This window comes from Enterobacter sp. WPR_3_1 (assembly GCF_003635055.1).
Classification (GTDB): domain Bacteria; phylum Pseudomonadota; class Gammaproteobacteria; order Enterobacterales; family Enterobacteriaceae; genus Enterobacter; species Enterobacter ludwigii.
The window spans coordinates 185,572-206,427 of the sequence record NZ_RBXU01000012.1 but is presented as its reverse complement, the minus strand read 5'-3'; the positions used below and the strand labels follow the sequence as shown (position 1 = coordinate 206,427).

Genomic DNA, 20,856 nt, shown 5'->3' with positions numbered 1-20,856 from the left:
GGGTTGTTTTTTGCCCCTTAAGTTTATACCAGGGGCAAAGATTTCACCGGAAAGTCACGTTTTACCGGTTACGGTACGTCGTAACCCAGCGCCGCTTTGCGGATGCGGAACCACTGCTGACGGGTCATCTGCAACTCTTCCGCGGCAATGGCGGCGCGTACGCGTTCAATTTTGCCCGAGCCAATGATTGGCAGTGGTTTTGACGGCAGACGCAGGATCCACGCGTACACCACCTGTTCGATGCTTCCGGCATTCAGTTCGCGGGCAATGGTCTCAAGCTCAGTGCGCAGCGGCTGGAATTCATCATCATTAAACAGGCGTCCGCCGCCCAGGCACGACCACGCCATCGGACGGATACGCAATTGCTGAAGCTGATCGAGCGTGCCATCCAGCAGCAGCGGCTGATGAACCGGAGAAATTTCAACCTGGTTGGTGGCCAGGGTAAACGGCAGACGAGACTGCAGCAGCGCAAACTGTGCAGGGGTAAAGTTTGATACGCCGAAATGACGCACTTTGCCGCTTTGATGCAGATTCAGAAACGCTTCGGCCACCTCATCGGCATCCATCAACGGATCGGGGCGGTGGATCAGTAGCAGATCGATATGATCGGTCGCCAGATTAACCAGCGACTGTTCGGCGCTCTTAATGATGTGCGCGCTGTCGGTAATGTAATGGCCGAGAGCATGTTCCGGTTTTGCCGTCGTGGCAATCCCGCATTTGGTGACGATCTCCATGCGTTCGCGTAACGCAGGAACCAACTTGAGTGCCTCGCCGAACGCGGCTTCACACTGATAGCCACCGTAAATATCAGCGTGATCGACCGTGGTGATCCCTAAGTCGAGATGCTCTTCAATAAAGCTTGCCAGCTGGAGGGGGGACATATTCCAGTCCATCAGGCGCCAGTAGCCCATCACAAAGCGGGAGAATTCTGGCCCCTGGGGGGCAAGGGTAATTCGCTGAACCATAACATTTTCCTCAAGGACGTGATGTCATGAGTATACGCAATTACCGTGTTAAAACAGTGAAGGTTGCTGGGGTTCTTCGGTGTCACCGGCTTTGTTTGCGCGTATTTTGCGCAGAAGTCGCTGTCGACAGAGACGGAGCACTTCCTGTTTCTGCGTGTCGCTGAAGTGTTGCCAGTTAAAACGCTCATCGCGCGTGCGCATGCAGCCACGGCAATATCCGCGTTCATCCACCTGACAAATACCCCGGCACGGGCTCTGGATGGGGAAAAACTCCAGTTGCTCTGCCACACTCACCTCCCGATAACGACTATCACCTACAGTGAAGACGCTAAACGTCCCGCGTGCAAGGGCTTTACCACAGTTTTGTGGCATTAAGGTTTCACTAATCTTCGTTCTCTATACTCGCCCCATCATTAAAATTGCAGGTTTTCTGATCGATGTGGCCAATCAAAAAGTTACAATGTAACGATATAAAATTTACTCTGGGCTGTGCACTTTTCTTTACCGTATTAAACGCGCTGTTTATTCAGCGTAGCTGGGCAATTATCGCGCCCGCGCATATCCATGACGTCCTCTTTGCCGCGTCCGTTCCACTGGTGCTGTTTTGCGGCTGGGTCATTGTTTTTAGTCTGCTTAATATCCCGTTTATCCGTAAGCCGCTGCTGATTGTCTTGACCGTCGGATGCGCCGCCGCGACTTACTTTATGTATACCTACGGCGCGGTTATCGATCAGAACATGATTGTTAATGTGTTCGAAACCAACTCTCAGGAAGCCACTGCCCTGGTGACGCCGCAGATGATCCTGTGGATTGTCGTTGCCGGTCTTGTTCCGTCCGTGGTGCTGGCCATGATCCGCATTCGCACCGGGAAATGGTGGTACGCCCTGCTGACCCGTTTTGCCGCCATGCTCGGCGCCCTGCTGGTTATCATCCTCATCGCCGCCCTGTTTTATAAAGATTACGCATCGCTGTTTCGCAATAACAAAAGCATCGTCAAAATGGTGACCCCCGCTAACTATGTCAGCGCGATGGTCAAATACAGCAAAATGCGCTGGTTTGCAGGCGATCAAACACTGGTCCGGATCGGTGAAGATGCCCATAAAGGGCCGCTGATTGCAGGCCAACAAAAGAAAACCGTTCTGGTGCTAGTCATCGGCGAAGCGTCACGCGCCGCGAACTACTCGTTGAATGGCTACGGGCGTGAAACAAACCCCGAGCTGAAAAAGCAGGATGTGATTAACTTCCCGCAGGCCTCCTCCTGCGGCACCGAAACAGCCGTCTCCGTGCCCTGCATGTTCTCCGGTATGACGCGCAGTAAATACGATGCCGACCTGGCCCATCACCAGGAAGGGTTGCTGGACGTGCTCGCCCATGCGGGGATCAATATGCTGTGGCGTGACAATGATGGCGGTTGTAAAGGCGCCTGCGATCGCGTTCCCCATACCGACATGACCCAGTGGAAACTCGATCAGTTCTGCAAAGACAACTCCTGCATTGACGATGTGAACTTCACCCGTCTGGATAATGTCCTGGATGGCCTGAAGCAGGACTCCGTACTGGTCATCCACCTGATGGGCAGCCACGGCCCGGCATACTATCGCCGTTATCCGGATAATTTCCGCAAATTTACGCCAACCTGCGATACCAATGAAATTCAGGATTGCGATCACCAGGCGCTGATGAATACCTATGACAATACCATCCTGTATACCGACAGCATGGTCAGCAAAACCATCGATGCTCTGAAAGCGCGTCAGGCGAGCATGAATACAGCCCTGATTTACCTTTCGGATCACGGGGAGTCGCTGGGCGAAAGCGGGATTTATCTGCACGGCACGCCGTATCTGCTGGCACCAGAGCAACAAACGCACATTCCGTTTATGTTCTGGTTATCACCAGACTATGCGAAAAATTTCGGCGTCAACGCGCAGTGTTTACGTGACTATGCAGCAAAAAATGCGGTTTCGCAGGACAATTTGTTCTCTACTGTATTGGGTATGATGGACATTAAATCAAAGGTTTATCAACAGCAGCTGGATATTCTGAACGCATGTCGCCACTGAACACGCTTGCAATAGACCGAACGGTCTATTAGAGTGCGGCCATGAGCAGAAATACAGAACACGATACCCGAGAACATTTACTGGCGACCGGCGAGCGACTTTGCATGCATCGCGGGTTCACCGGTATGGGGTTGAGCGAGTTATTAAAAACCGCTGAGGTACCGAAGGGGTCATTTTATCACTACTTCCGGTCCAAAGAGGCGTTTGGCGTGGCAATGCTGGAGCGGCACTATGCCAGCTACCATCAGCGCCTGGCAGCTCACTTTGCCACGGGCGAAGGTAATTATCGCGATCGTGTTCTGCACTTCTATCAGGAAACGCTGAACCAGTTCTGTCAGCAGGGCATCATCAGCGGTTGCCTGACGGTAAAACTTTCTGCCGAAGTGTGCGATCTTTCAGAAGATATGCGCACAGCAATGGATAAAGGGGCCCGCGGGGTTATCGCCCTCATGGCACAGGCGCTGGAGAAAGGCCGCGATGAAAAAACGCTGACTTTTCCCGGTGAACCTTTAACCCAGGCGCAGGTTTTATACGCCCTCTGGTTAGGCGCGAACCTGCAGGCCAAGATTTCACGCAGTGCGGTGCCGCTTGAAAGCGCACTGGCACATGTAAAAAGCAGCATTACTACGCCTCGCGTATAGCAGGCGTTTTTATTTACGTAATTACTAGACGACTGGTCTACTCAGGAGCCTTTATGTCCGCTGAAAAATTATTTACCCCCTTGAAAGTGGGTGCCGTTACCGCGCCAAACCGTGTGTTCATGGCCCCGCTTACCCGTCTGCGCAGCATTGAGCCGGGTGATATCCCTACCCCGTTGATGGGTGAATATTACCGTCAGCGCGCAAGCTCTGGCCTGATCATCACCGAGGCCACTCAGATTTCTGCTCAGGCTAAGGGTTACGCTGGCGCACCAGGTCTGCACAGCCCGGAACAGATTGCCGCGTGGAAAAAAATCACGGCTGGCGTTCACGCTGAAGAGGGTCGTATTGCGGTCCAGCTGTGGCATACCGGTCGTATCTCTCACAGCAGCATCCAGCCTGGCGGTCAGGCACCGGTTTCCGCCTCTGCCCTGAGCGCGAACACCCGCACCTCGCTGCGTGATGAAAACGGCAATGCGATCCGCGTTGATACGTCTATGCCGCGCGCTCTTGAACTGGACGAGATCCCGGGGATTGTTAACGATTTCCGCCAGGCCGTGGCGAATGCGCGTGAAGCCGGTTTCGACCTGGTTGAACTGCACTCCGCGCATGGCTATCTGCTGCACCAGTTCCTGTCACCGTCCTCTAACCATCGTACCGACCAGTACGGCGGCAGCGTTGAAAACCGTGCGCGCCTGGTGCTGGAAGTGGTGGATGCCGTATGTCAGGAGTGGAGCCCGGACCGCATTGGTATCCGCGTTTCCCCGATTGGTTCTTTCCAGAACGTTGATAACGGCCCGGACGAAGAAGCGGATGCCCTTTACCTGATTGAAGAGCTGGCAAAACGGGGTATCGCGTATCTGCATATGTCTGAGCCAGACTGGGCCGGTGGTCAGCCTTACACTGAAGCCTTCCGTCAGAAAGTACGCGAACGCTTCCACGGTGTGATCATCGGTGCAGGTGCATATACCCCTGAGAAAGCTGAAGATCTGATTAGCAAAGGTTTGATCGACGCCGTTGCATTTGGTCGCGATTTTATCGCTAACCCTGATCTGGTCGCCCGTCTGCAGCAGAAAGCCGCGCTGAACCCTCAGCGTCCGGAAAGCTTCTACGGCGGCGGCGCTGAAGGTTATACCGACTACCCTACCCTGTAATCTCTTCATTGCTCATTGATAGCGGCGACCTTTCGCCGCTATACTAAAACATCGTTTCTGTTCAAATAGATATTCTATTCCATTGGTTAATGAGGAAATTATGCGCCTACTTCACACCATGCTGCGCGTTGGCGATCTGCAACGTTCTGTCGATTTCTACACTAACGTACTGGGTATGAAACTGCTGCGCACCAGCGAAAACCCGGAATATAAATACTCGCTGGCGTTTGTGGGTTACGGCCCGGAAACGGACGAAGCGGTCATCGAATTGACCTACAACTGGGGCGTGGACAGCTATGAGCTGGGCACCGCTTATGGTCATATCGCGCTGGAAGTGGACAACGCAGCCGAAGCCTGTGAACGTATTCGCAGCAACGGCGGTAACGTGACGCGCGAAGCTGGCCCGGTCAAAGGCGGCACCACCGTGATCGCGTTTGTTGAAGATCCGGACGGCTACAAAATCGAACTGATTGAAGCCAAAGACGCTGGTCGCGGTCTGGGCAACTGATCCCGCAGGGCGCAACATGCGCCCGTACTTTTACTGCATCCCCATCCAAAATTTGCCATAATGCGCACTGCTTTTTTCCCCATGTAAGAGACCCTGATGTCCGATAACGCTCAATTTAGCGGTCTGTGCGACCGTTTTCGTGGTTTTTATCCTGTTGTGATCGATGTTGAAACAGCCGGATTTAACGCTAAAACCGATGCGCTGCTTGAAATTGCCGCCATCACGCTGAAGATGGATGAACAGGGATGGCTTACACCGGACACCACGCTGCATTTCCACGTTGAACCGTTTGAAGGGGCCAACTTACAGCCCGAGGCGCTGGCCTTTAACGGCATCGATCCGCATAATCCGCTGCGTGGTGCGGTAAGTGAATATGACGCGCTGCACGCCATTTTTAAAATGGTGCGTAAAGGCATGAAAGAGAGCAACTGCAGCCGCGCCATTATGGTGGCGCATAACGCCACGTTCGATCACACCTTTACGATGGCCGCCGCTGAGCGCGCGTCGCTCAAGCGTAACCCTTTCCACCCGTTTGTGACCTTCGATACCGCGGCACTGAGCGGTCTGGCGTTGGGACAAACGGTATTATCAAAGGCCTGTATTACGGCAGGCATTGAGTTTGACGGTACGCAGGCGCATTCCGCACTTTATGACACCGAGCGGACGGCGGAGCTGTTTTGCGAAATTGTGAACCGCTGGAAGCGTCTGGGCGGCTGGCCACTGCCGATGGGTGACAGTGAAGAATAAAAAAAAGCGACCTCATGAGGTCGCTTTTTTGTCTTCGCAGATAACTTACTCCGCGTCTGGCTCTTCCGTTTTGTACTTCGCAGCCGTTTCTTTGATCAGCTGCTGCAGTTCGCCGCGCTGATACATTTCGATCAGGATATCGCAACCGCCGACCAGCTCACCGTCTACCCACAGCTGTGGGAACGTCGGCCAGTTAGCGTATTTAGGCAGCTCAGCGCGGATGTCCGGGTTCTGCAGGATATCAACGTAAGCAAAACGCTCACCACAGGCAGACAGCGCCTGAACCGCTTGCGCGGAGAAGCCACAGCTTGGCAGCTTCGGAGAACCTTTCATATACAGCAGAATCGGGTTTTCAGCGATCTGGCGCTGGATTTTTTCAATAGTGGTGCTCATGTCTTGCTTCCTTTAACTTCTGTTACGGCATTCGTCTGTCATTGTAGCGGTTCAGACTGCCATCGGAAAATAACATTTTTGTCACGTCTTTCTTATTTTACCGCGAGTGATGAAAAGTTGCATTGCAAATGGTGTTTAACCCTGCGGCACTCAGGGTTTTGTTTAGGGAGTGAACAATAGTGCGACAGATTGATGAATTTTTTTGCACTTGCTAACGAAACAGGATTGTAGATTGAAAAATGCTATTAACTTATCGGGTTTTTATAGATTAGAATCGACGGGCTTTGTAAATCATTCGCGGGTATTATTGATGACCTGCATTTATCAGGGGACTGCCCAGTGGCGCGGATAAATAAAATCTCGATCACGCTCTGTGCTTTACTGTTTACAACACTCACTTTCACGCCAGTGGCGAACGCCTCTCAACAGGCGCGGCACTCTGCTGTACAAAAAACGCATCTGGCCAAAACCACAGACCGTAAGAAAAAAACCACCAGCAAGAACGACAAAAAAAAGACCACCACCCAGACTAAAAAGACCGCCTCCAGCAAGACGAAAACAAAACCTTCCCGCACTGCCCACGCAACCAAAAGCAAAGCCTCGCAAACTGCAGCTAATCTCGTGACGGAAAAATGCATCCCCCGCAAAGGTCATAAAGCGAAATGCACGAAGGTCACGAAAATAGCGGAAGTGCATAAGGTTCGCGTGCAGAAAGCGCAAAAAACGGCGTTGAACAAACTGATGGGGCAGATTGGCAAACCCTATCGCTGGGGCGGCAGCTCACCGCGTACCGGTTTCGACTGCAGCGGCCTCGTCTATTACGCCTACAAAGATCTGGTGAAGTTCCGAATTCCACGTACCGCCAATGAGATGTATCACCTGCGCGACGCGTCACCGGTCAACCGCGGTGAACTGGAGAATGGCGATCTCGTCTTCTTCCGCACTCAGGGGCGCGGCACGGCTGACCACGTTGGCGTATATGTAGGCAACGGGAAATTTATCCAGTCCCCACGTAGCGGCCAGGACATCCAGATAACCTCTCTCAGTGAAGACTACTGGGTACGTCACTATGTCGGCGCACGCCGCGTGATGACGCCAAAAACCATTCGCTAACCCCTGCCCTGCCACAGCCGTGGCAGGGTAAGTTCCTCTTTTGCATACCCTTTCAATTTGCTATTCTGTCCCTGTTGTCTGTGTGGTTATTGGCAACATAAAAAACAATAAGGAGAGAAGCAATGTCGTTCGAATTACCTGCACTACCATATGCAAAAGACGCCCTGGCCCCGCACATTTCTGCGGAAACCCTGGAGTATCACTACGGCAAACATCACCAGACGTACGTCACCAATCTGAACAACCTGATCAAGGGCACCGATTTTGAAGGCAAAACGCTGGAAGAGATCGTCCGCAGTTCAGAGGGCGGTGTCTTTAACAATGCCGCTCAGGTGTGGAACCACACCTTCTACTGGCACTGCCTGGCACCGAATGCAGGCGGCGAACCTACGGGTGAACTGGCTGGCGCGATTAACGCGGCGTTTGGCAGCTTTGCTGATTTTAAAGCGAAGTTTACGGATGCTGCAGTCAAGAACTTCGGTTCTGGCTGGACGTGGCTGGTGAAAGACGCGGACGGCAAACTGGCTATCGTTTCCACCTCGAACGCGGGTACGCCACTGACCACCAGCGCAACGCCGCTGATGACCGTGGACGTCTGGGAACACGCTTACTACATTGATTACCGTAACGCGCGCCCGAACTACCTGGAGCACTTCTGGGCACTGGTTAACTGGGCGTTTGTGGCGAAGAACTTCGCCGCGTAAGAGACACGCAGAAGGGGTTGCCCTTCTGCGTTTTTTCATTATTTAGCAGCGCACGCTGCTTCCGGCTGTTTACGGCCAGACATCATCACTAACAGCAGGCCGAGCGCGGCAATTATCGCCCCCATCACCGGCACAAAGCTGTATCCCAGGCCGCCAGAAATGACGGCACCACCGGCAGCGGCACCGAGCGCATTGCCAAGGTTAAACGCGCCAATATTGACCGACGACGAGAGACCCGGTGCCTCATGGGCAACGCGCATCACGCGCATCTGCAGCGGCGGAACCACGGCAAAGGTCGCAGCCCCCCAGACAACCATCGCCATCGCCGCCCCGACTTCATTACGCGCCAGCCATGGAATGGCGATCATGATGACAATCAGCAGCGTTAAAAAGCCTTTCAGCGTCCCGCTCACGGAACGATCGGCGAATTTCCCGCCGAGATAGTTGCCTATAGAGAACCCGACACCAATCAGCACCAGCATCGCGGTCACAAAGAGAGGCGTCGCGTGGGTGATATCGTGCAACACCGGTGAAATATAGGTGTACAGAGTAAACATGGCGCCCGCCCCCAGTACGGTGGTCAACAGCGCGGAGAGCACCTGCGGGCGCATCAGTACCGACAGCTCTTTGCGGACGTCAGGACGTTCACCAGCGCTGCCTTTCGGCAAGGAGAAGTACAACGCCACCATGGCGATAACACCCAGCACGGCCGTCGCCAGGAACGACATGCGCCAGCCTATCGCCTCACCCAGCCAGGTTGCGGCAGGTACACCGCCAATGTTGGCAATCGTCAGACCCATAAACATGGTTGCCACGGCACTCGCCTGCTTGTGTTTTGGCACCACGCTTGCGGCCACAACCGATCCCAGCCCAAAGAACGCGCCGTGGTTAAGGCTGGTCAGAATGCGGGACAACATCAGGGTGGTGTAATCCGGCGCAATCGCGGAGAGCACGTTGCCCAGCGTAAATATCGCCATCAGGAAAATCAGCGCATTGCGGCGCGCGCGGTGTGAAAGCAGAAGCGTCATGAGCGGTGCCCCCACCATCACGCCAATGGCGTAGGCGCTGATGAGCATCCCGGCCGCCGGGATAGAAACATCCACGCCCCGGGCGATAACAGGCAGTAACCCCATCGGGGAGAATTCAGTGGTGCCAATCCCAAAAGCGCCAATCGCCAGGGCAAGCAGGGGAAAATTGATTTTCATGCGTCAACTCCGGATGCCGTGTCATGTCGTGACACAGAACAAAGAAGCCGAAAGCATGACATCAATCACAAAAAATGAGAAGTTAACAAATTGGCAAAAGATTTTTGCCGCAGGCGTAACAATCAGGAAAACTGAGAGGGAGAGAGCTCTCCCTCCGTGTAAATCAGTGCAATGCAGCCGTCAGACCCGCCGCAACAATCAGAGCCAGTACAATAACGGTGGTCACCAGCGAAAACTTCAGATCGTAGCTCATCAATTTTTCTCCTTTTAATCTCCCCACGAAAAGTGAGCCTGCTCATTTTTACACAGTTTAGTTCAAAAATCTTCCTGGATTTAAACTGATAACCACTTTAGCTCTTCCCCTTTTCATCAAGATAGGACAAAATTCCACGCTAAATTTATTAGCGTACCGGCCATTGACCCCCTCCTGACGTCCTGTGTCGTTTTCCCGGCGTGCCGCAATTCAAGATTGCGTGATAAGGGTGAGAGAAGGCAAACGTTTACCTTCAAGTTTTTCAGGAGTTTAGGATATGGTCTGGAGTGACATTTAATGGCAACAATTAAAGACGTAGCAAAACGCGCAAACGTTTCCACTACAACCGTATCACATGTAATTAACAAAACCCGCTTTGTGGCGGAAGAGACGCGCAACGCCGTCTGGGCGGCAATCAAAGAATTACACTATTCACCGAGTGCGGTGGCGCGCAGCCTCAAAGTTAATCACACCAAATCCATTGGTTTGCTGGCAACCAGCAGTGAAGCGGCCTATTTTGCCGAGATCATTGAAGCAGTCGAGAAAAACTGCTTCCAGAAAGGCTATACCCTGATTCTGGGCAACGCGTGGAACAGCATTGAAAAACAGCGCGCTTATCTCTCCATGATGGCGCAAAAGCGTGTGGATGGCCTGCTGGTGATGTGTTCAGAGTATCCGGAGTCCGTGCTTTCCATGCTGGAAGAGTACCGCCATATTCCTATGGTGGTCATGGACTGGGGCGAAGCACGTGCAGACTTCACCGACTCCGTCATCGATAACGCGTTTGAAGGCGGCTATATGGCAGGCCGTTATCTGATTGAACGTGGTCACCGCGAGATTGGTGTGATCCCGGGTCCACTGGAGCGCAACACCGGTGCCGGGCGTCTGGCCGGGTTTATGAAAGCAATGGAAGAGGCGCTGATTACCGTGCCGGAAAACTGGATCGTGCAGGGTGACTTTGAACCGGAATCCGGTTACCGCGCGATGCAGCAGATTGTCTCCCAGTCGCATCGCCCGACAGCCGTTTTCTGTGGCGGTGACATTATGGCGATGGGTGCTCTCTGTGCCGCCGATGAACTGGGTTTGCGCGTGCCGCAGGACATTTCCGTGATCGGGTATGACAACGTGCGCAACGCGCGCTTCTTTACCCCGGCGCTGACCACCATCCACCAGCCAAAAGACTCGCTGGGTGAAACGGCCTTCAATATGCTGATGGACAGGATCGTCAACAAGCGTGAAGAGTCTCAGTCCATTGAAGTTCACCCGCGTCTTATCGAACGCCGTTCCGTTGCGGATGGTCCGTTCCGCGACTATCGTCGTTAATCTTTTACGGGGCCAGTTATACTGGCTCCCGTAGCCATTCCCGGTTAAGCGTCTCACTGTCTCCCAGGTAATCCAGAAGCCAGGCCATTGCGGGCGACACATCATTTTGTTGCCAGGTGAGGCAACAGGCCGCATCCGGAAAAGGATTTTCCAGCGTCAGTTCAACCCATTCACCGGTGTCGATTCGGGGCCGTGCAAAATGGCCAGGAACCATGGCAACGCACAGCCCTGCGCTGAGGCATGTTGCTGAGGATTCCCAGTCCGGCGCAACCACCCGTCGCTGGTTATCCAGCAGCCAGGTAATGCGTTTGGGCAACGAACGCGAGGTATCTTCCAGCACCAGCGAGGGCCAGTTACGGAGCGTTTCGTCGCTGAGCGGCCCGTCCAGGGCCGCCAGCGGATGATCGCTTGCCACCACACATTTCCAGCTGAGCATGCCCATGTCGCGAAAGGCAAAGCGTCCCCCGACCGGGATCGCCTGCGTGGCACCGATCGCCATCTCTGCCCTGCCATCCGCCAGCGCATCCCAGACGCCGTTAAACACTTCCTGGGATACCCGCAATTCGACATCCGAGAAATGGCGATAGAAATCGACAATCATTTGCCGGGTACGTTCCGGTTTTACGATGTTATCCACGGCAATCGAAAGATGCCCTCGCCAGCCGTTAGCGATCTGCTGACACTGTTCGCGGGTGATCTGCATTTTTTTGATAACAGAACGCCCTTCTTTCAAAAACCATGCCCCGGCGGGCGTTAATTCCACATCACGGTGACGCCGTTCAAACAGCGGAACGGCCAGCCATTCCTCAAGCTGACGCACCGTATAGCTGATTGCCGAGGGGACGCGGTGCAACTCCTGCGCTGCACCGCTAAAGCTGCCGTTGCGCGCAACAGCATCGACCACTTCAAGAGAATAATCTGACCACATTTTCTGCCTGCAAAAATTTTGAATGCACTCGCCAAATATTAGCGTTTCACAAGCTGCTTTGCACTCCCTACACTCTGCGCAAACATAGACCTGCCTCCCTCAGGAGAAAAAAACAATGCAACCCAGGAAAGGATTTTTAGTCTGGCTCGGTGGTTTAAGCGTGCTGGGCTTTTTAGCCACTGATATGTACCTGCCTGCCTTCGCCGCAATGCAGGAAGATTTACAGACCCCGGCGGCAGCCATCAGCGCCAGCCTGAGCTTATTCCTCGCGGGCTTTGCCTTCGCGCAGCTGCTCTGGGGGCCTCTCTCTGACCGCTTTGGCCGTAAACCGGTGCTGTTGCTGGGGCTGGCTATCTTTGCAGTCGGCTGTCTGGGAATGTTATGGGTACGCGATGCAACCTGGTTGCTGGTACTGCGCTTTGTGCAGGCCGTTGGCGTCTGTGCTGCCGCGGTGACCTGGCAGGCGCTGGTCACCGACTACTATCCGGCCAACCGTACAAACCGCATTTTCGCCACCATTATGCCGCTGGTAGGGCTTTCGCCTGCCCTCGCCCCGCTGCTCGGGAGCTGGATCCTGGCGCATTTCGACTGGCAGGCCATTTTCGCTACGCTGTTTGCCATCACGCTGGTCCTGATGATCCCGGCATTCACACTCAAGGCGGCACATAAGAAAGAGACGCCTGCTGACACAACACCGGTGACCTTCACCTCTCTGCTGAGCACCAAAGCGTACCGCGGTAATGTCCTGATTTATGCCGCCTGCTCGGCGAGTTTCTTCGCGTGGCTGACCGGTTCGCCGTTCATTCTTCACGATATGGGTTACAGCCCGGCCGCCATCGGTCTGAGCTATGTCCCGCAGACCATCGCGTTTCTGGTCGGGGGCTATGGCTGTCGCGCGGCGCTGCAAAAATGGGAAGGTCAGCAGATGTTGCCCTGGCTGCTGGTGCTCTACGCGCTGAGCGTGATCGCCACCTGGGCTGTGGGCTTTATCCCGGGCGCAGGTCTGGCAGAAATTCTGATTCCCTTCTGCGTGATGGCCGTGGCGAACGGTGCGATTTACCCTATCGTCGTGGCCCAGGCGTTACGTCCGTTCCCACAGGCAACAGGTCGTGCGGCCGCGCTTCAGAATACCCTGCAGCTGGGTCTGTGCTTCCTGGCAAGCCTGGTGGTCTCTGCGCTGATTGCCACGCCGCTCCTGACCACCACCAGCGTCATGCTGGTTACGGTTGCGCTGGCCCTTCTGGGATACCGTATGCAGTCAGCGGCACAACGTGAGCAGGATGACCGCGCAGAGGTGAAAACCTCGCATGCATAATCGCGCCAGAAATTATGTTAAATATCAGTGATTAGGTTGCTAAGAATTTTCTATTGAATCACCAAATTTTGAGGCCTATACTAAATTTGGTTCGATTAAATACGATAAATATTAAGTGTTAACGGGAGCCGGAGCGCTCCCGTTTTACCATGGAAGGCATTTCGGCAAGGGTTATCTCCCTTCCTCTGTTCTACGTCGGATACTAGCCTCACGGGGAAATACCGTGAGATTTCTCACAAACCATAAAAAGCGTCTACGCTGTTTGAAGGTTCTGATCACAGTAAGGTGATGGAGAAGCTATGAGTTCATCGTGTATAGAAGAAGTCAGCGTTCCGGACGATAACTGGTCCCGGATCGTCAGTGAACTGTTAGGTCGTGCAGGCATCACTATTAATGGATCTTCGCCATCCGATCCACAGGTTAAGCATCCCGACTTTTTTAAACGCGTATTGCGGGAGGGATCGTTAGGCCTGGGGGAAAGTTATATGGACGGCTGGTGGGAGTGTGAACGGCTGGATATGTTTTTCTCCAGCGTGTTACGCGCCGGTCTGGAAAACCAGCTCCCCCGCAATCTGAAAGATACATTACGTGTCGCCTCCGCCCGGCTGTTTAATCTGCAAAGCAAAAAACGGGCGTGGATCGTCGGCAAGGAGCATTACGACCTCGGTAATGACCTGTTCAGCCGCATGCTCGATCCTTTCATGCAATATTCCTGCGCCTACTGGAAAGAGGCCTCAACCCTTGAAGAAGCCCAGCAGGCTAAGCTGCGTCTGATTTGTGAAAAACTGCAGCTACAGCCGGGTATGCGTGTGCTGGATATCGGCTGTGGATGGGGTGGTCTGGCCTATTTTATGGCGAAGCATTATGGTGCCAGCGTGGTCGGTGTGACCATTTCAGCTGAACAGCAAAAAATGGCACGGGAGCGCTGCCAGGGCCTTGATGTGGATATTCGCCTTCAGGATTATCGCGACCTGAACGAGCAGTTTGATCGCATAGTCTCCGTCGGCATGTTCGAACACGTGGGGCCGAAAAACTATGACACCTACTTCAGCGTGGTGGACCGTAACTTGAAACCTGACGGTATCTTCCTGCTGCACACCATTGGTTCTAAGCGCACCGACAATAACGTCGATCCGTGGATCAACAAATACATCTTTCCGAATGGCTGTTTGCCGTCCGTTCGCCAGATTGCTAACGCCAGTGAACCTCATTTCATTATGGAAGACTGGCATAACTTTGGCGCGGATTATGACACCACGTTGATGGCATGGCATTCACGTTTTCAGGAAGCCTGGCCAGAAATTGCGGACAACTATTCTGAACGGTTTAAACGGATGTTCAGCTATTATCTCAATGCCTGCGCAGGCGCCTTTCGCGCGCGTGATATTCAACTTTGGCAGGTTGTTTTCAGCCGAGGGATAGAACACGGTTTGCGGGTCGCACGCTAAAAAAAACCCCGGATATCCGGGGTTCATTTTATTCTTCTTCTGCGGTCTTTATTATTGCGGCTTCTTTTGCCGCCAACAGCCGCTCAACGGTATCCACAACCGCCTGAGTCTGCGGATCGATTTCGATATTAACCCGATGCCCCAGTTTTTTCGCCCCCAGGGTTGTACGCTGGAGAGTTTCAGGAATTAAATGCACGCAGAAACGGGTCGGCGTCACTTCCCCAACCGTCAGGCTAATCCCATCAATACCAATAAATCCTTTATACAGGATGTATTTCATTAATGAAGGATCCTGCACTTTAAACCAGATTTGACGGTTATTTTCCGAGGTGACAATCTTCGCCACTTCCGCGGTGGTCATAATATGGCCTGACATCAGATGGCCGCCAATCTCATCGCTGAACCTGGCCGCACGCTCTACGTTTACGGTATCCCCCACCACCAGCTCGCCCAGGTTGGTGATGCGCAGCGTCTCTTTCATTAAATCAAAGCTAATCTGGTTACCGTTAATTTCGGTTACCGTCAGGCAACAGCCGTTATGTGCAATCGAGGCGCCAGTTTCAATGCCATCAAGCATATATTCCGGAAGCTCAACCACATGAGTTCGGAAATTAGGTTTTTCATCAATGGACACCACTTTGGCGGTGCCCTGCACAATACCAGTAAACATGCTTACAACTCCTGTTTTTTCCGGACGGTGGTGACACCGTTTAATCCCACCACAATAACAGTTGGAAAAACAGGTTGCCAGCGGAGCGCATTTTGTGGCGATTTTTTCACTAGATAAATAGCTAAACCCCGCTACAATAGCTGGCACCCCCCTGCATTTTCTTCTTGCTGCCAGTTACGGCGGCCTTTTTAGTCTCTCAAATAACTAGAATATAAAGGTGTTCACGTGCAGAAGTACATGAATGAAGCGCGCCAGTTATTGGCACTGGCTATACCAGTGATCATCGCGCAAGTGGCCCAGACCGCAATGGGATTTGTGGATACGGTAATGGCGGGTGGCTACAGCGCCACCGATATGGCCGCCGTGGCAATAGGCACCTCGATCTGGCTTCCGGCCATCCTGTTTGGCCACGGCCTGCTGCTCGCCCTCACCCCGGTTATCGCTCAGCTAAATGGCTCAGGGCGACGTGAACGTATTGCCCATCAGGTTCGACAGGGGTTCTGGCTGGCAGGGTTTGTCTCCGTGCTGATAATGGTTGTGCTGTGGAATGCCGGTCATATCATCCGCGCCATGCATAATATTGACCCGGCACTGGCTGACAAAGCCGTCGGCTATCTGCGGGCCCTGCTGTGGGGTGCGCCTGGCTATCTGTTCTTCCAGGTCGCGCGTAACCAGTGTGAAGGCCTGGCGAAAACCAAGCCCGGAATGGTAATGGGCTTTATCGGCTTGCTGGTGAATATTCCGGTGAACTACATCTTCATCTATGGTCACTTCGGTATGCCGGAGCTCGGCGGCGTCGGCTGCGGCGTGGCGACGGCTGCCGTCTATTGGGTGATGTTCTTCAGTATGATCTCCTATGTGAAACGTGCCCGTTCAATGCGCGATATCCGCAATGAACGTTCGTTCAGCACGCCGGACTGGAACATCATGACGCGTCTGGTGCAGTTAGGCCTGCCGATTGCGCTGGCGCTGTTCTTTGAAGTGACGCTGTTTGCCGTGGTCGCCCTGCTGGTTTCTCCGCTCGGCATTGTGAACGTAGCCGGTCACCAGATTGCGCTGAACTTCAGTTCCCTGATGTTCGTATTGCCGATGTCGCTGGCCGCAGCGGTGACCATTCGCGTGGGCTTTCGTCTGGGACAAGGTTCGACGCTGGATGCGCAAACGGCGGCCCGCACGGGGCTTGGCGTCGGTGTCTGTATGGCCATCTGTACGGCACTGTTTACCATCACGCTGCGTGAGCAAATTGCCCTGCTTTACAACGACAACCCGGAAGTGGTGGCCCTGGCCTCCCATCTGATGCTGCTTGCCGCGGTGTACCAGATCTCCGATTCCATACAGGTGATTGGCAGCGGCGTACTGCGTGGGTATAAAGATACGCGTTCGATCTTCTTTATCACCTTCATCGCTTACTGGGTGCTGGGTCTGCCGTGTGGTTATATCCTGGCACTTACCGACCTGGTGGTTGACCGCATGGGGCCGGCAGGATTCTGGATGGGCTTTATCATCGGCTTAACCTCTGCGGCAATTATGATGATGCTGCGCATGCGCTTCCTGCAACGCCAGTCATCCGCGGTAATATTGCAACGCGCTGCACGTTAAATACAAAGTAGCCGCCAGCTGGCGGCTACTTTCTCTTCACTTTGCGCGGTAATAAAGCAATCGCGTGAAATCAGAGAGAAAAATGCATTTTCCCTCTTGCCTCAACGATGCTGTGCCGCTAATATTCGTCCCCGTTGTCACCGACAACACGTTGCGTTCATAGCTCAGTTGGTTAGAGCACCACCTTGACATGGTGGGGGTCGTTGGTTCGAGTCCAATTGAACGCACCATTCTGCGTCCGTAGCTCAGTTGGTTAGAGCACCACCTTGACATGGTGGGGGTCGGTGGTTCGAGTCCACTCGGACGCACCATTTCAGTCCTGAAATGGTGCAAATCCTCTTCTTAAGCCCTGATTTTTCTTAATACCCCAATTTCATCATTATTCTCCTGCTACGCTTTTCTTATGGAAAAAAAACAGGAAGACTGTCGATGAAGAAAATCGCCATTATCGGCTCCGGCCCTACAGGGATTTACACCTTTTATTCTCTTCTTAAGAACGCGTCGCCGCTCTCTGTCTCCGTTTTTGAACAGGCAGACGAAGCTGGCGTGGGAATGCCCTACAACGACGACGATAACTCTCGCCTGATGCTGGCGAACATTGCCAGCATTGAAATCCCGCCCCTTTTTATGACCTACCTCGACTGGCTTAAGCGCCAGAGTGAAGCCCATCTGGCGCGCTTTAAGGTTGATAAAGCCACCTTGCATGACAGACAGTTTTTGCCCCGTATTCTGCTGGGCGAGTATTTTCGCGACAGTTTCCAGACGATAGTCCAGGAAGCTAAGAGGCGGGGATTTCAGGTTGAGATCCACACGTCTGCCAGCGTCACCGATGTTGCCCCGTCCTCCTCCGGCGTGACGCTTTCGGTCAATGACACGCCGTTTCCGGAACGATTCGATCTCGCCGTGATCGCCACCGGGCATGTCTGGCCAGAAGAAGAGGAAGCCACGCGCGCGTATTTCCCAAGCCCGTGGTCAGGGTTGATGGATGCCCGCATCCGCCCCTGCCGCGTCGGTATTATGGGAACATCCTTAAGCGGGCTGGACGCGGCGATGGCCGTGGTCATGCAGCACGGTGAGTTTCGCGACGGCACGTTCCTCCTCGATAAAGGAAGTGAAGCGTTAAAAATTGTACTCATGTCCAGGACCGGGATTCTGCCAGAGGCCGATTTTTACTGCCCTATTCCGTACGAACCGCTGTCGGTATTAACCGAATCGGTACTCGAAGCCGAAATCGCCAAAGGATCAGACGGTCTGCTTGACCGCATTTTCGCCCTGATGGTGAAAGAGCTTGAACTCGCCGACCCGGCCTGGTGTGAGAAAATATCGCTGCGCATGCAGACGGCGGACAGCCTTCGCGAAGCGTGGTTTGAGGATCGAAAACAGCACGGTCCGTTTACCTGGGCTGAAGAGAACCTGAATGAGGTCGAGCGGAACAAACGTGACCGGCGCACGGTGGCCTGGCGCTACACCGTGCTTCGGCTGCATGAAGTGGTCCAGGAGATGGTTCCTCATCTTACCGAAAAGGACGCTGAACGCTTTAAAAACGGGCTGGCACGCGTCTTTATCGACAACTATGCCGCCATTCCCCCGCAGTCGATTCGCAGGCTTCTCGCGCTTCGTGAGGCCGGCATCATTAGCGTTGTGGCGCTGGGTGATGATTACACGCTGGATATTGGCAGCGCGCAGACGGTCATCACCACAAAAGAAACAACCTACCGTTTCGACGTCTTTATTGATGCCCGCGGGCAAAAGCCGCTTAAAACAAAAGATCTGCCCTTCCCGACGCTGCGCAAACAGCTACAGGCGACGGGCGATGAGATCCCGGATATTGGCGAGGATTACACGTTAAAAGCGCCGGAAACGCTTCGCGGACGCATTGCATTTGGCGCAATCCCGTGGCTGATGCACGATCACCCTTTTGTTCAGGGACTGGCGGAATGTGCAGAGATAGCAGAGGCGATGGCAAAAGCCGCAGAGAAAACCGCATCGGGTTCAAGAAGGAAATTACCGTACAGTGATGACTGACAGGGCATCCGTGCCCTGCAACGCGGGATTACTCGAAGTAAACCTGCGGGTTATCGGATAAAGAGACGAAGGTTTTCGTCTCTTTATCCAGTGCAAGGATTTTGCCGCTTTCAATGTCATACACCCAGCCGTGAAGACGGATGGCGTTATTGCGCAGGCCCACCGCCACTGACGGGTGAGTCTTAATGTTGCTCAGCTGCGCAAACACGTTTTCCTGCACCATCGCATTCACTTTATCGATTGGCTTATCCCAGGTTTTCTTCTCAACCACCGCTTTTGCCGCATCGGAATAGCGTAACCAGTGAGAAACCGCCGGCATAGGTTCGAGGTTCGCATTGTCGGCAATGGCTTTCATGGCCCCACAGTTGGAGTGGCCGCAGATAACAATATCGGTCACGCCCAGCGCGACAACCGCGTATTCAATCGTTGCGGAGACACCGCCTGGCTCAGGGCCGAATGGTGGCACGATGTTGCCAGCATTACGAATGACAAAGAGTTGTCCTGGCTCTTGCTGAGTGACCAGTTCTGGGACCAGACGGCTGTCGGAGCATGAGATGAACAGCGCTTTGGGATTCTGGCTGGACGCTAAACTGCGGAAGAGCTCTTTACGTTGCGGGAAAATCTCTTTTTGAAAGCTGAGAAAACCTTCAATGATATGTTGCATAGCAATTTCTCTTTTATCTGTTTTAGTTTAGGTATGATCGGGATCACACAAGTAAAGTTTACCCACCGGACTTTACTTCAGACAAGCAATATATTTCTGGCCCGACCGCTGCACAATCTCATCCGCATTCGCCAGGATATTTTGCCCTTCAAAAGCGCCGTACAGGCGAGCGAATTTTTTCCCCACCAGCCGCCCGGTCACGTCTTCGACGCTGCGGGCGGGCAACGGCAGCATATTCGGATAGCTCCACATAAACGAGACGGCATCTTTGCCCGGCGTGACCTGTAGAATATCGCCTGCCAGCAAGACACCATCACCCCCCTGCCAGTGCAGCACCGTTCCGCCAGCGAAATGTCCTCCGAGGCGTAATAACGTTACCGCGGGGAAAATGTCCAGCGTATCGCCCTGCCAGAAGTGGAGCATCGGGCTGTCGCGCATAACCCACTCGCGATCGTTCGCGTGCAGGTAAACCGGCGCATCGAAAGCCCCGGCCCACTCCTGCATCGTGGTGTAGTAGTGAGGGTGTGAAATCGCGATCGCGCTGATACCGCCGAGCGCCGTGATGATGGTTCTGGTTGCCGGGTCGAGATTCGCAATGCAATCCCAAAGGATATTGCCATGGGGGGTACGCAGAAGCAGCGCGCGCTGGTTGATGGCAAAAGCGGGCACCGTTTTGATACTGAGCAGCTGCGGCTCCAGCTGCTGCCATTTATTGCTGTGTGTGGCCGTCACCGTCGCAAAATCACTCCACGCCTGGCCGCTGGCCGGAACATACTGGCGTTCATCCTCGCATACAGGGCATCGCGCCGGCGTTTCGTCATAAGAGGTACCGCAGGTTTTACACAGTGTAATCATGAGCTCTCCTCAGCGATAAAGCACTGAGTATGGCAGGGATTATCGTTATGTGCTGCGCGGTACATTGCCGGCTCTTTTTGCCCTATACTGTGCCAGTATCAAAAACCGAACAAAGCAGGTGCCATATGGAAATTGATCTCGAAAACTTGGTCTTTAACGGGCTGGATGAAGCTGAAGAGCGTAACGCGGAACGTCTCGACGACGCTGATAAAAAAGCGCAGTCGATTATCGCCGATGACGACTGCGGTGATGCCTGCAAGATCTGATGATAAAGCACCGGAAAACC

General features: G+C 53.7%; 22 protein-coding genes and 2 tRNA genes. 15 read left to right on the top strand and 9 right to left on the bottom strand.

All coding sequences use genetic code 11. The features are described 5' to 3' along the window. Positions 1-68: 68 nt before the first annotated feature. Both BJ887_RS17625 and BJ887_RS17620 read right to left on the bottom strand, forming a co-directional pair. The gene (locus tag BJ887_RS17625; RefSeq protein WP_014169781.1) at positions 69-965 is read right to left on the bottom strand and encodes an aldo/keto reductase family oxidoreductase; all 897 of its coding nucleotides are present in this window, start codon (positions 963-965) and stop codon (positions 69-71) included. Between the two features lie 48 nt (positions 966-1,013). Then, positions 1,014-1,253 carry a DUF1289 domain-containing protein gene (locus BJ887_RS17620; RefSeq protein WP_020884337.1) on the bottom strand — a complete coding sequence of 80 codons (240 nt, stop codon included), beginning with the start codon at positions 1,251-1,253 and terminating at the stop codon, positions 1,014-1,016. A 149-nt stretch (positions 1,254-1,402) separates the two neighbouring features. Here BJ887_RS17620 and eptA point away from each other — a divergent pair, with 149 nt between their 5' ends. The 5 genes from eptA to rnt all read left to right on the top strand — a co-directional run bounded on the left by eptA (position 1,403) and on the right by rnt (position 6,075). Next, positions 1,403-3,028 (top strand): phosphoethanolamine transferase EptA, encoded by a 1,626-nt coding sequence (eptA, locus tag BJ887_RS17615; RefSeq protein ID WP_020884338.1) that lies wholly within the window; start codon positions 1,403-1,405, stop codon positions 3,026-3,028. 41 nt (positions 3,029-3,069) lie between these two features. Next, complete coding sequence (locus BJ887_RS17610; protein ID WP_014169778.1) at positions 3,070-3,669, top strand: TetR/AcrR family transcriptional regulator; 600 nt, start codon at positions 3,070-3,072, stop codon at positions 3,667-3,669. A 53-nt stretch (positions 3,670-3,722) separates the two neighbouring features. Beyond that, on the top strand, positions 3,723-4,820 hold the full coding sequence (locus BJ887_RS17605) for an alkene reductase (RefSeq protein ID WP_020884339.1): 1,098 nt from the start codon (positions 3,723-3,725) through the stop codon (positions 4,818-4,820). A gap of 100 nt (positions 4,821-4,920) precedes the next feature. Further along, entirely contained in the window at positions 4,921-5,328 is a 408-nt protein-coding gene (gloA, locus tag BJ887_RS17600) for a lactoylglutathione lyase (RefSeq protein ID WP_020884340.1), read from the top strand. 96 nt (positions 5,329-5,424) lie between these two features. Then, positions 5,425-6,075, top strand: a complete 651-nt coding sequence (gene rnt / locus BJ887_RS17595) for a ribonuclease T (protein ID WP_014169774.1) — start codon at positions 5,425-5,427, stop codon at positions 6,073-6,075. A 45-nt stretch (positions 6,076-6,120) separates the two neighbouring features. On the opposite strand, the gene grxD is transcribed toward rnt, so the two are convergent. Next, entirely contained in the window at positions 6,121-6,468 is a 348-nt protein-coding gene (gene grxD, locus BJ887_RS17590; RefSeq protein WP_003832760.1) for a monothiol glutaredoxin 4, read from the bottom strand. Between the two features lie 339 nt (positions 6,469-6,807). Here grxD and BJ887_RS17585 point away from each other — a divergent pair, with 339 nt between their 5' ends. Next, positions 6,808-7,581: a C40 family peptidase gene (locus tag BJ887_RS17585; RefSeq protein ID WP_014169773.1), complete on the top strand. Its 774-nt coding sequence runs from the start codon at positions 6,808-6,810 to the stop codon at positions 7,579-7,581. A 122-nt stretch (positions 7,582-7,703) separates the two neighbouring features. Continuing rightward, positions 7,704-8,285, top strand: a complete 582-nt coding sequence (sodB, locus tag BJ887_RS17580) for a superoxide dismutase [Fe] (RefSeq protein WP_020884341.1) — start codon at positions 7,704-7,706, stop codon at positions 8,283-8,285. A 38-nt stretch (positions 8,286-8,323) separates the two neighbouring features. On the opposite strand, the gene BJ887_RS17575 is transcribed toward sodB, so the two are convergent. After that, positions 8,324-9,490, bottom strand: a complete 1,167-nt coding sequence (locus tag BJ887_RS17575; RefSeq protein ID WP_020884342.1) for an MFS transporter — start codon at positions 9,488-9,490, stop codon at positions 8,324-8,326. A 163-nt stretch (positions 9,491-9,653) separates the two neighbouring features. Next, the gene (locus BJ887_RS17570; RefSeq protein ID WP_032670423.1) at positions 9,654-9,743 is read right to left on the bottom strand and encodes a YnhF family membrane protein; all 90 of its coding nucleotides are present in this window, start codon (positions 9,741-9,743) and stop codon (positions 9,654-9,656) included. 297 nt (positions 9,744-10,040) lie between these two features. Between BJ887_RS17570 and purR the strand changes: the two genes are divergently transcribed. Continuing rightward, positions 10,041-11,066, top strand: a complete 1,026-nt coding sequence (gene purR, locus BJ887_RS17565) for an HTH-type transcriptional repressor PurR (RefSeq protein WP_014169769.1) — start codon at positions 10,041-10,043, stop codon at positions 11,064-11,066. A gap of 16 nt (positions 11,067-11,082) precedes the next feature. On the opposite strand, the gene punR is transcribed toward purR, so the two are convergent. After that, the gene (punR, locus tag BJ887_RS17560; protein ID WP_032681165.1) at positions 11,083-11,994 is read right to left on the bottom strand and encodes a DNA-binding transcriptional activator PunR; all 912 of its coding nucleotides are present in this window, start codon (positions 11,992-11,994) and stop codon (positions 11,083-11,085) included. A 115-nt stretch (positions 11,995-12,109) separates the two neighbouring features. On the opposite strand from punR, the gene punC reads away from it, so the two are divergent. Beyond that, positions 12,110-13,309: a purine nucleoside transporter PunC gene (gene punC, locus BJ887_RS17555; RefSeq protein WP_014169767.1), complete on the top strand. Its 1,200-nt coding sequence runs from the start codon at positions 12,110-12,112 to the stop codon at positions 13,307-13,309. Positions 13,310-13,608: 299 nt separating this feature from the next. Beyond that, positions 13,609-14,757, top strand: coding sequence for a cyclopropane fatty acyl phospholipid synthase (gene cfa, locus BJ887_RS17550; protein ID WP_014169766.1), 1,149 nt, complete (start codon positions 13,609-13,611; stop codon positions 14,755-14,757). Between the two features lie 28 nt (positions 14,758-14,785). Here cfa and BJ887_RS17545 read toward each other — a convergent pair whose 3' ends face one another. Next, a complete protein-coding gene (locus BJ887_RS17545) occupies positions 14,786-15,427 on the bottom strand; it encodes a riboflavin synthase (protein ID WP_020884345.1) in 642 nt (213 codons plus the stop codon). 225 nt (positions 15,428-15,652) lie between these two features. On the opposite strand from BJ887_RS17545, the gene mdtK reads away from it, so the two are divergent. From mdtK to BJ887_RS17525, 4 genes are all read left to right on the top strand, one after another. Beyond that, positions 15,653-17,026 (top strand): MdtK family multidrug efflux MATE transporter, encoded by a 1,374-nt coding sequence (mdtK, locus tag BJ887_RS17540; RefSeq protein ID WP_106503985.1) that lies wholly within the window; start codon positions 15,653-15,655, stop codon positions 17,024-17,026. Between the two features lie 153 nt (positions 17,027-17,179). Continuing rightward, a tRNA-Val gene (locus BJ887_RS17535) sits at positions 17,180-17,256 on the top strand. Between the two features lie 4 nt (positions 17,257-17,260). Continuing rightward, positions 17,261-17,337: transfer RNA gene (locus BJ887_RS17530), tRNA-Val, on the top strand. Positions 17,338-17,455: 118 nt separating this feature from the next. Next, entirely contained in the window at positions 17,456-19,051 is a 1,596-nt protein-coding gene (locus BJ887_RS17525; RefSeq protein ID WP_121340203.1) for an FAD-NAD(P)-binding protein, read from the top strand. A 28-nt stretch (positions 19,052-19,079) separates the two neighbouring features. Here BJ887_RS17525 and BJ887_RS17520 read toward each other — a convergent pair whose 3' ends face one another. Further along, entirely contained in the window at positions 19,080-19,715 is a 636-nt protein-coding gene (locus BJ887_RS17520) for a carbonic anhydrase (RefSeq protein WP_025204359.1), read from the bottom strand. Positions 19,716-19,787: 72 nt separating this feature from the next. After that, positions 19,788-20,570 carry an MBL fold metallo-hydrolase gene (locus BJ887_RS17515; RefSeq protein WP_121340202.1) on the bottom strand — a complete coding sequence of 261 codons (783 nt, stop codon included), beginning with the start codon at positions 20,568-20,570 and terminating at the stop codon, positions 19,788-19,790. 125 nt (positions 20,571-20,695) lie between these two features. Here BJ887_RS17515 and BJ887_RS17510 point away from each other — a divergent pair, with 125 nt between their 5' ends. Beyond that, complete coding sequence (locus BJ887_RS17510; protein ID WP_020884349.1) at positions 20,696-20,836, top strand: hypothetical protein; 141 nt, start codon at positions 20,696-20,698, stop codon at positions 20,834-20,836. The last annotated feature ends 20 nt before the right edge of the window (positions 20,837-20,856 follow it).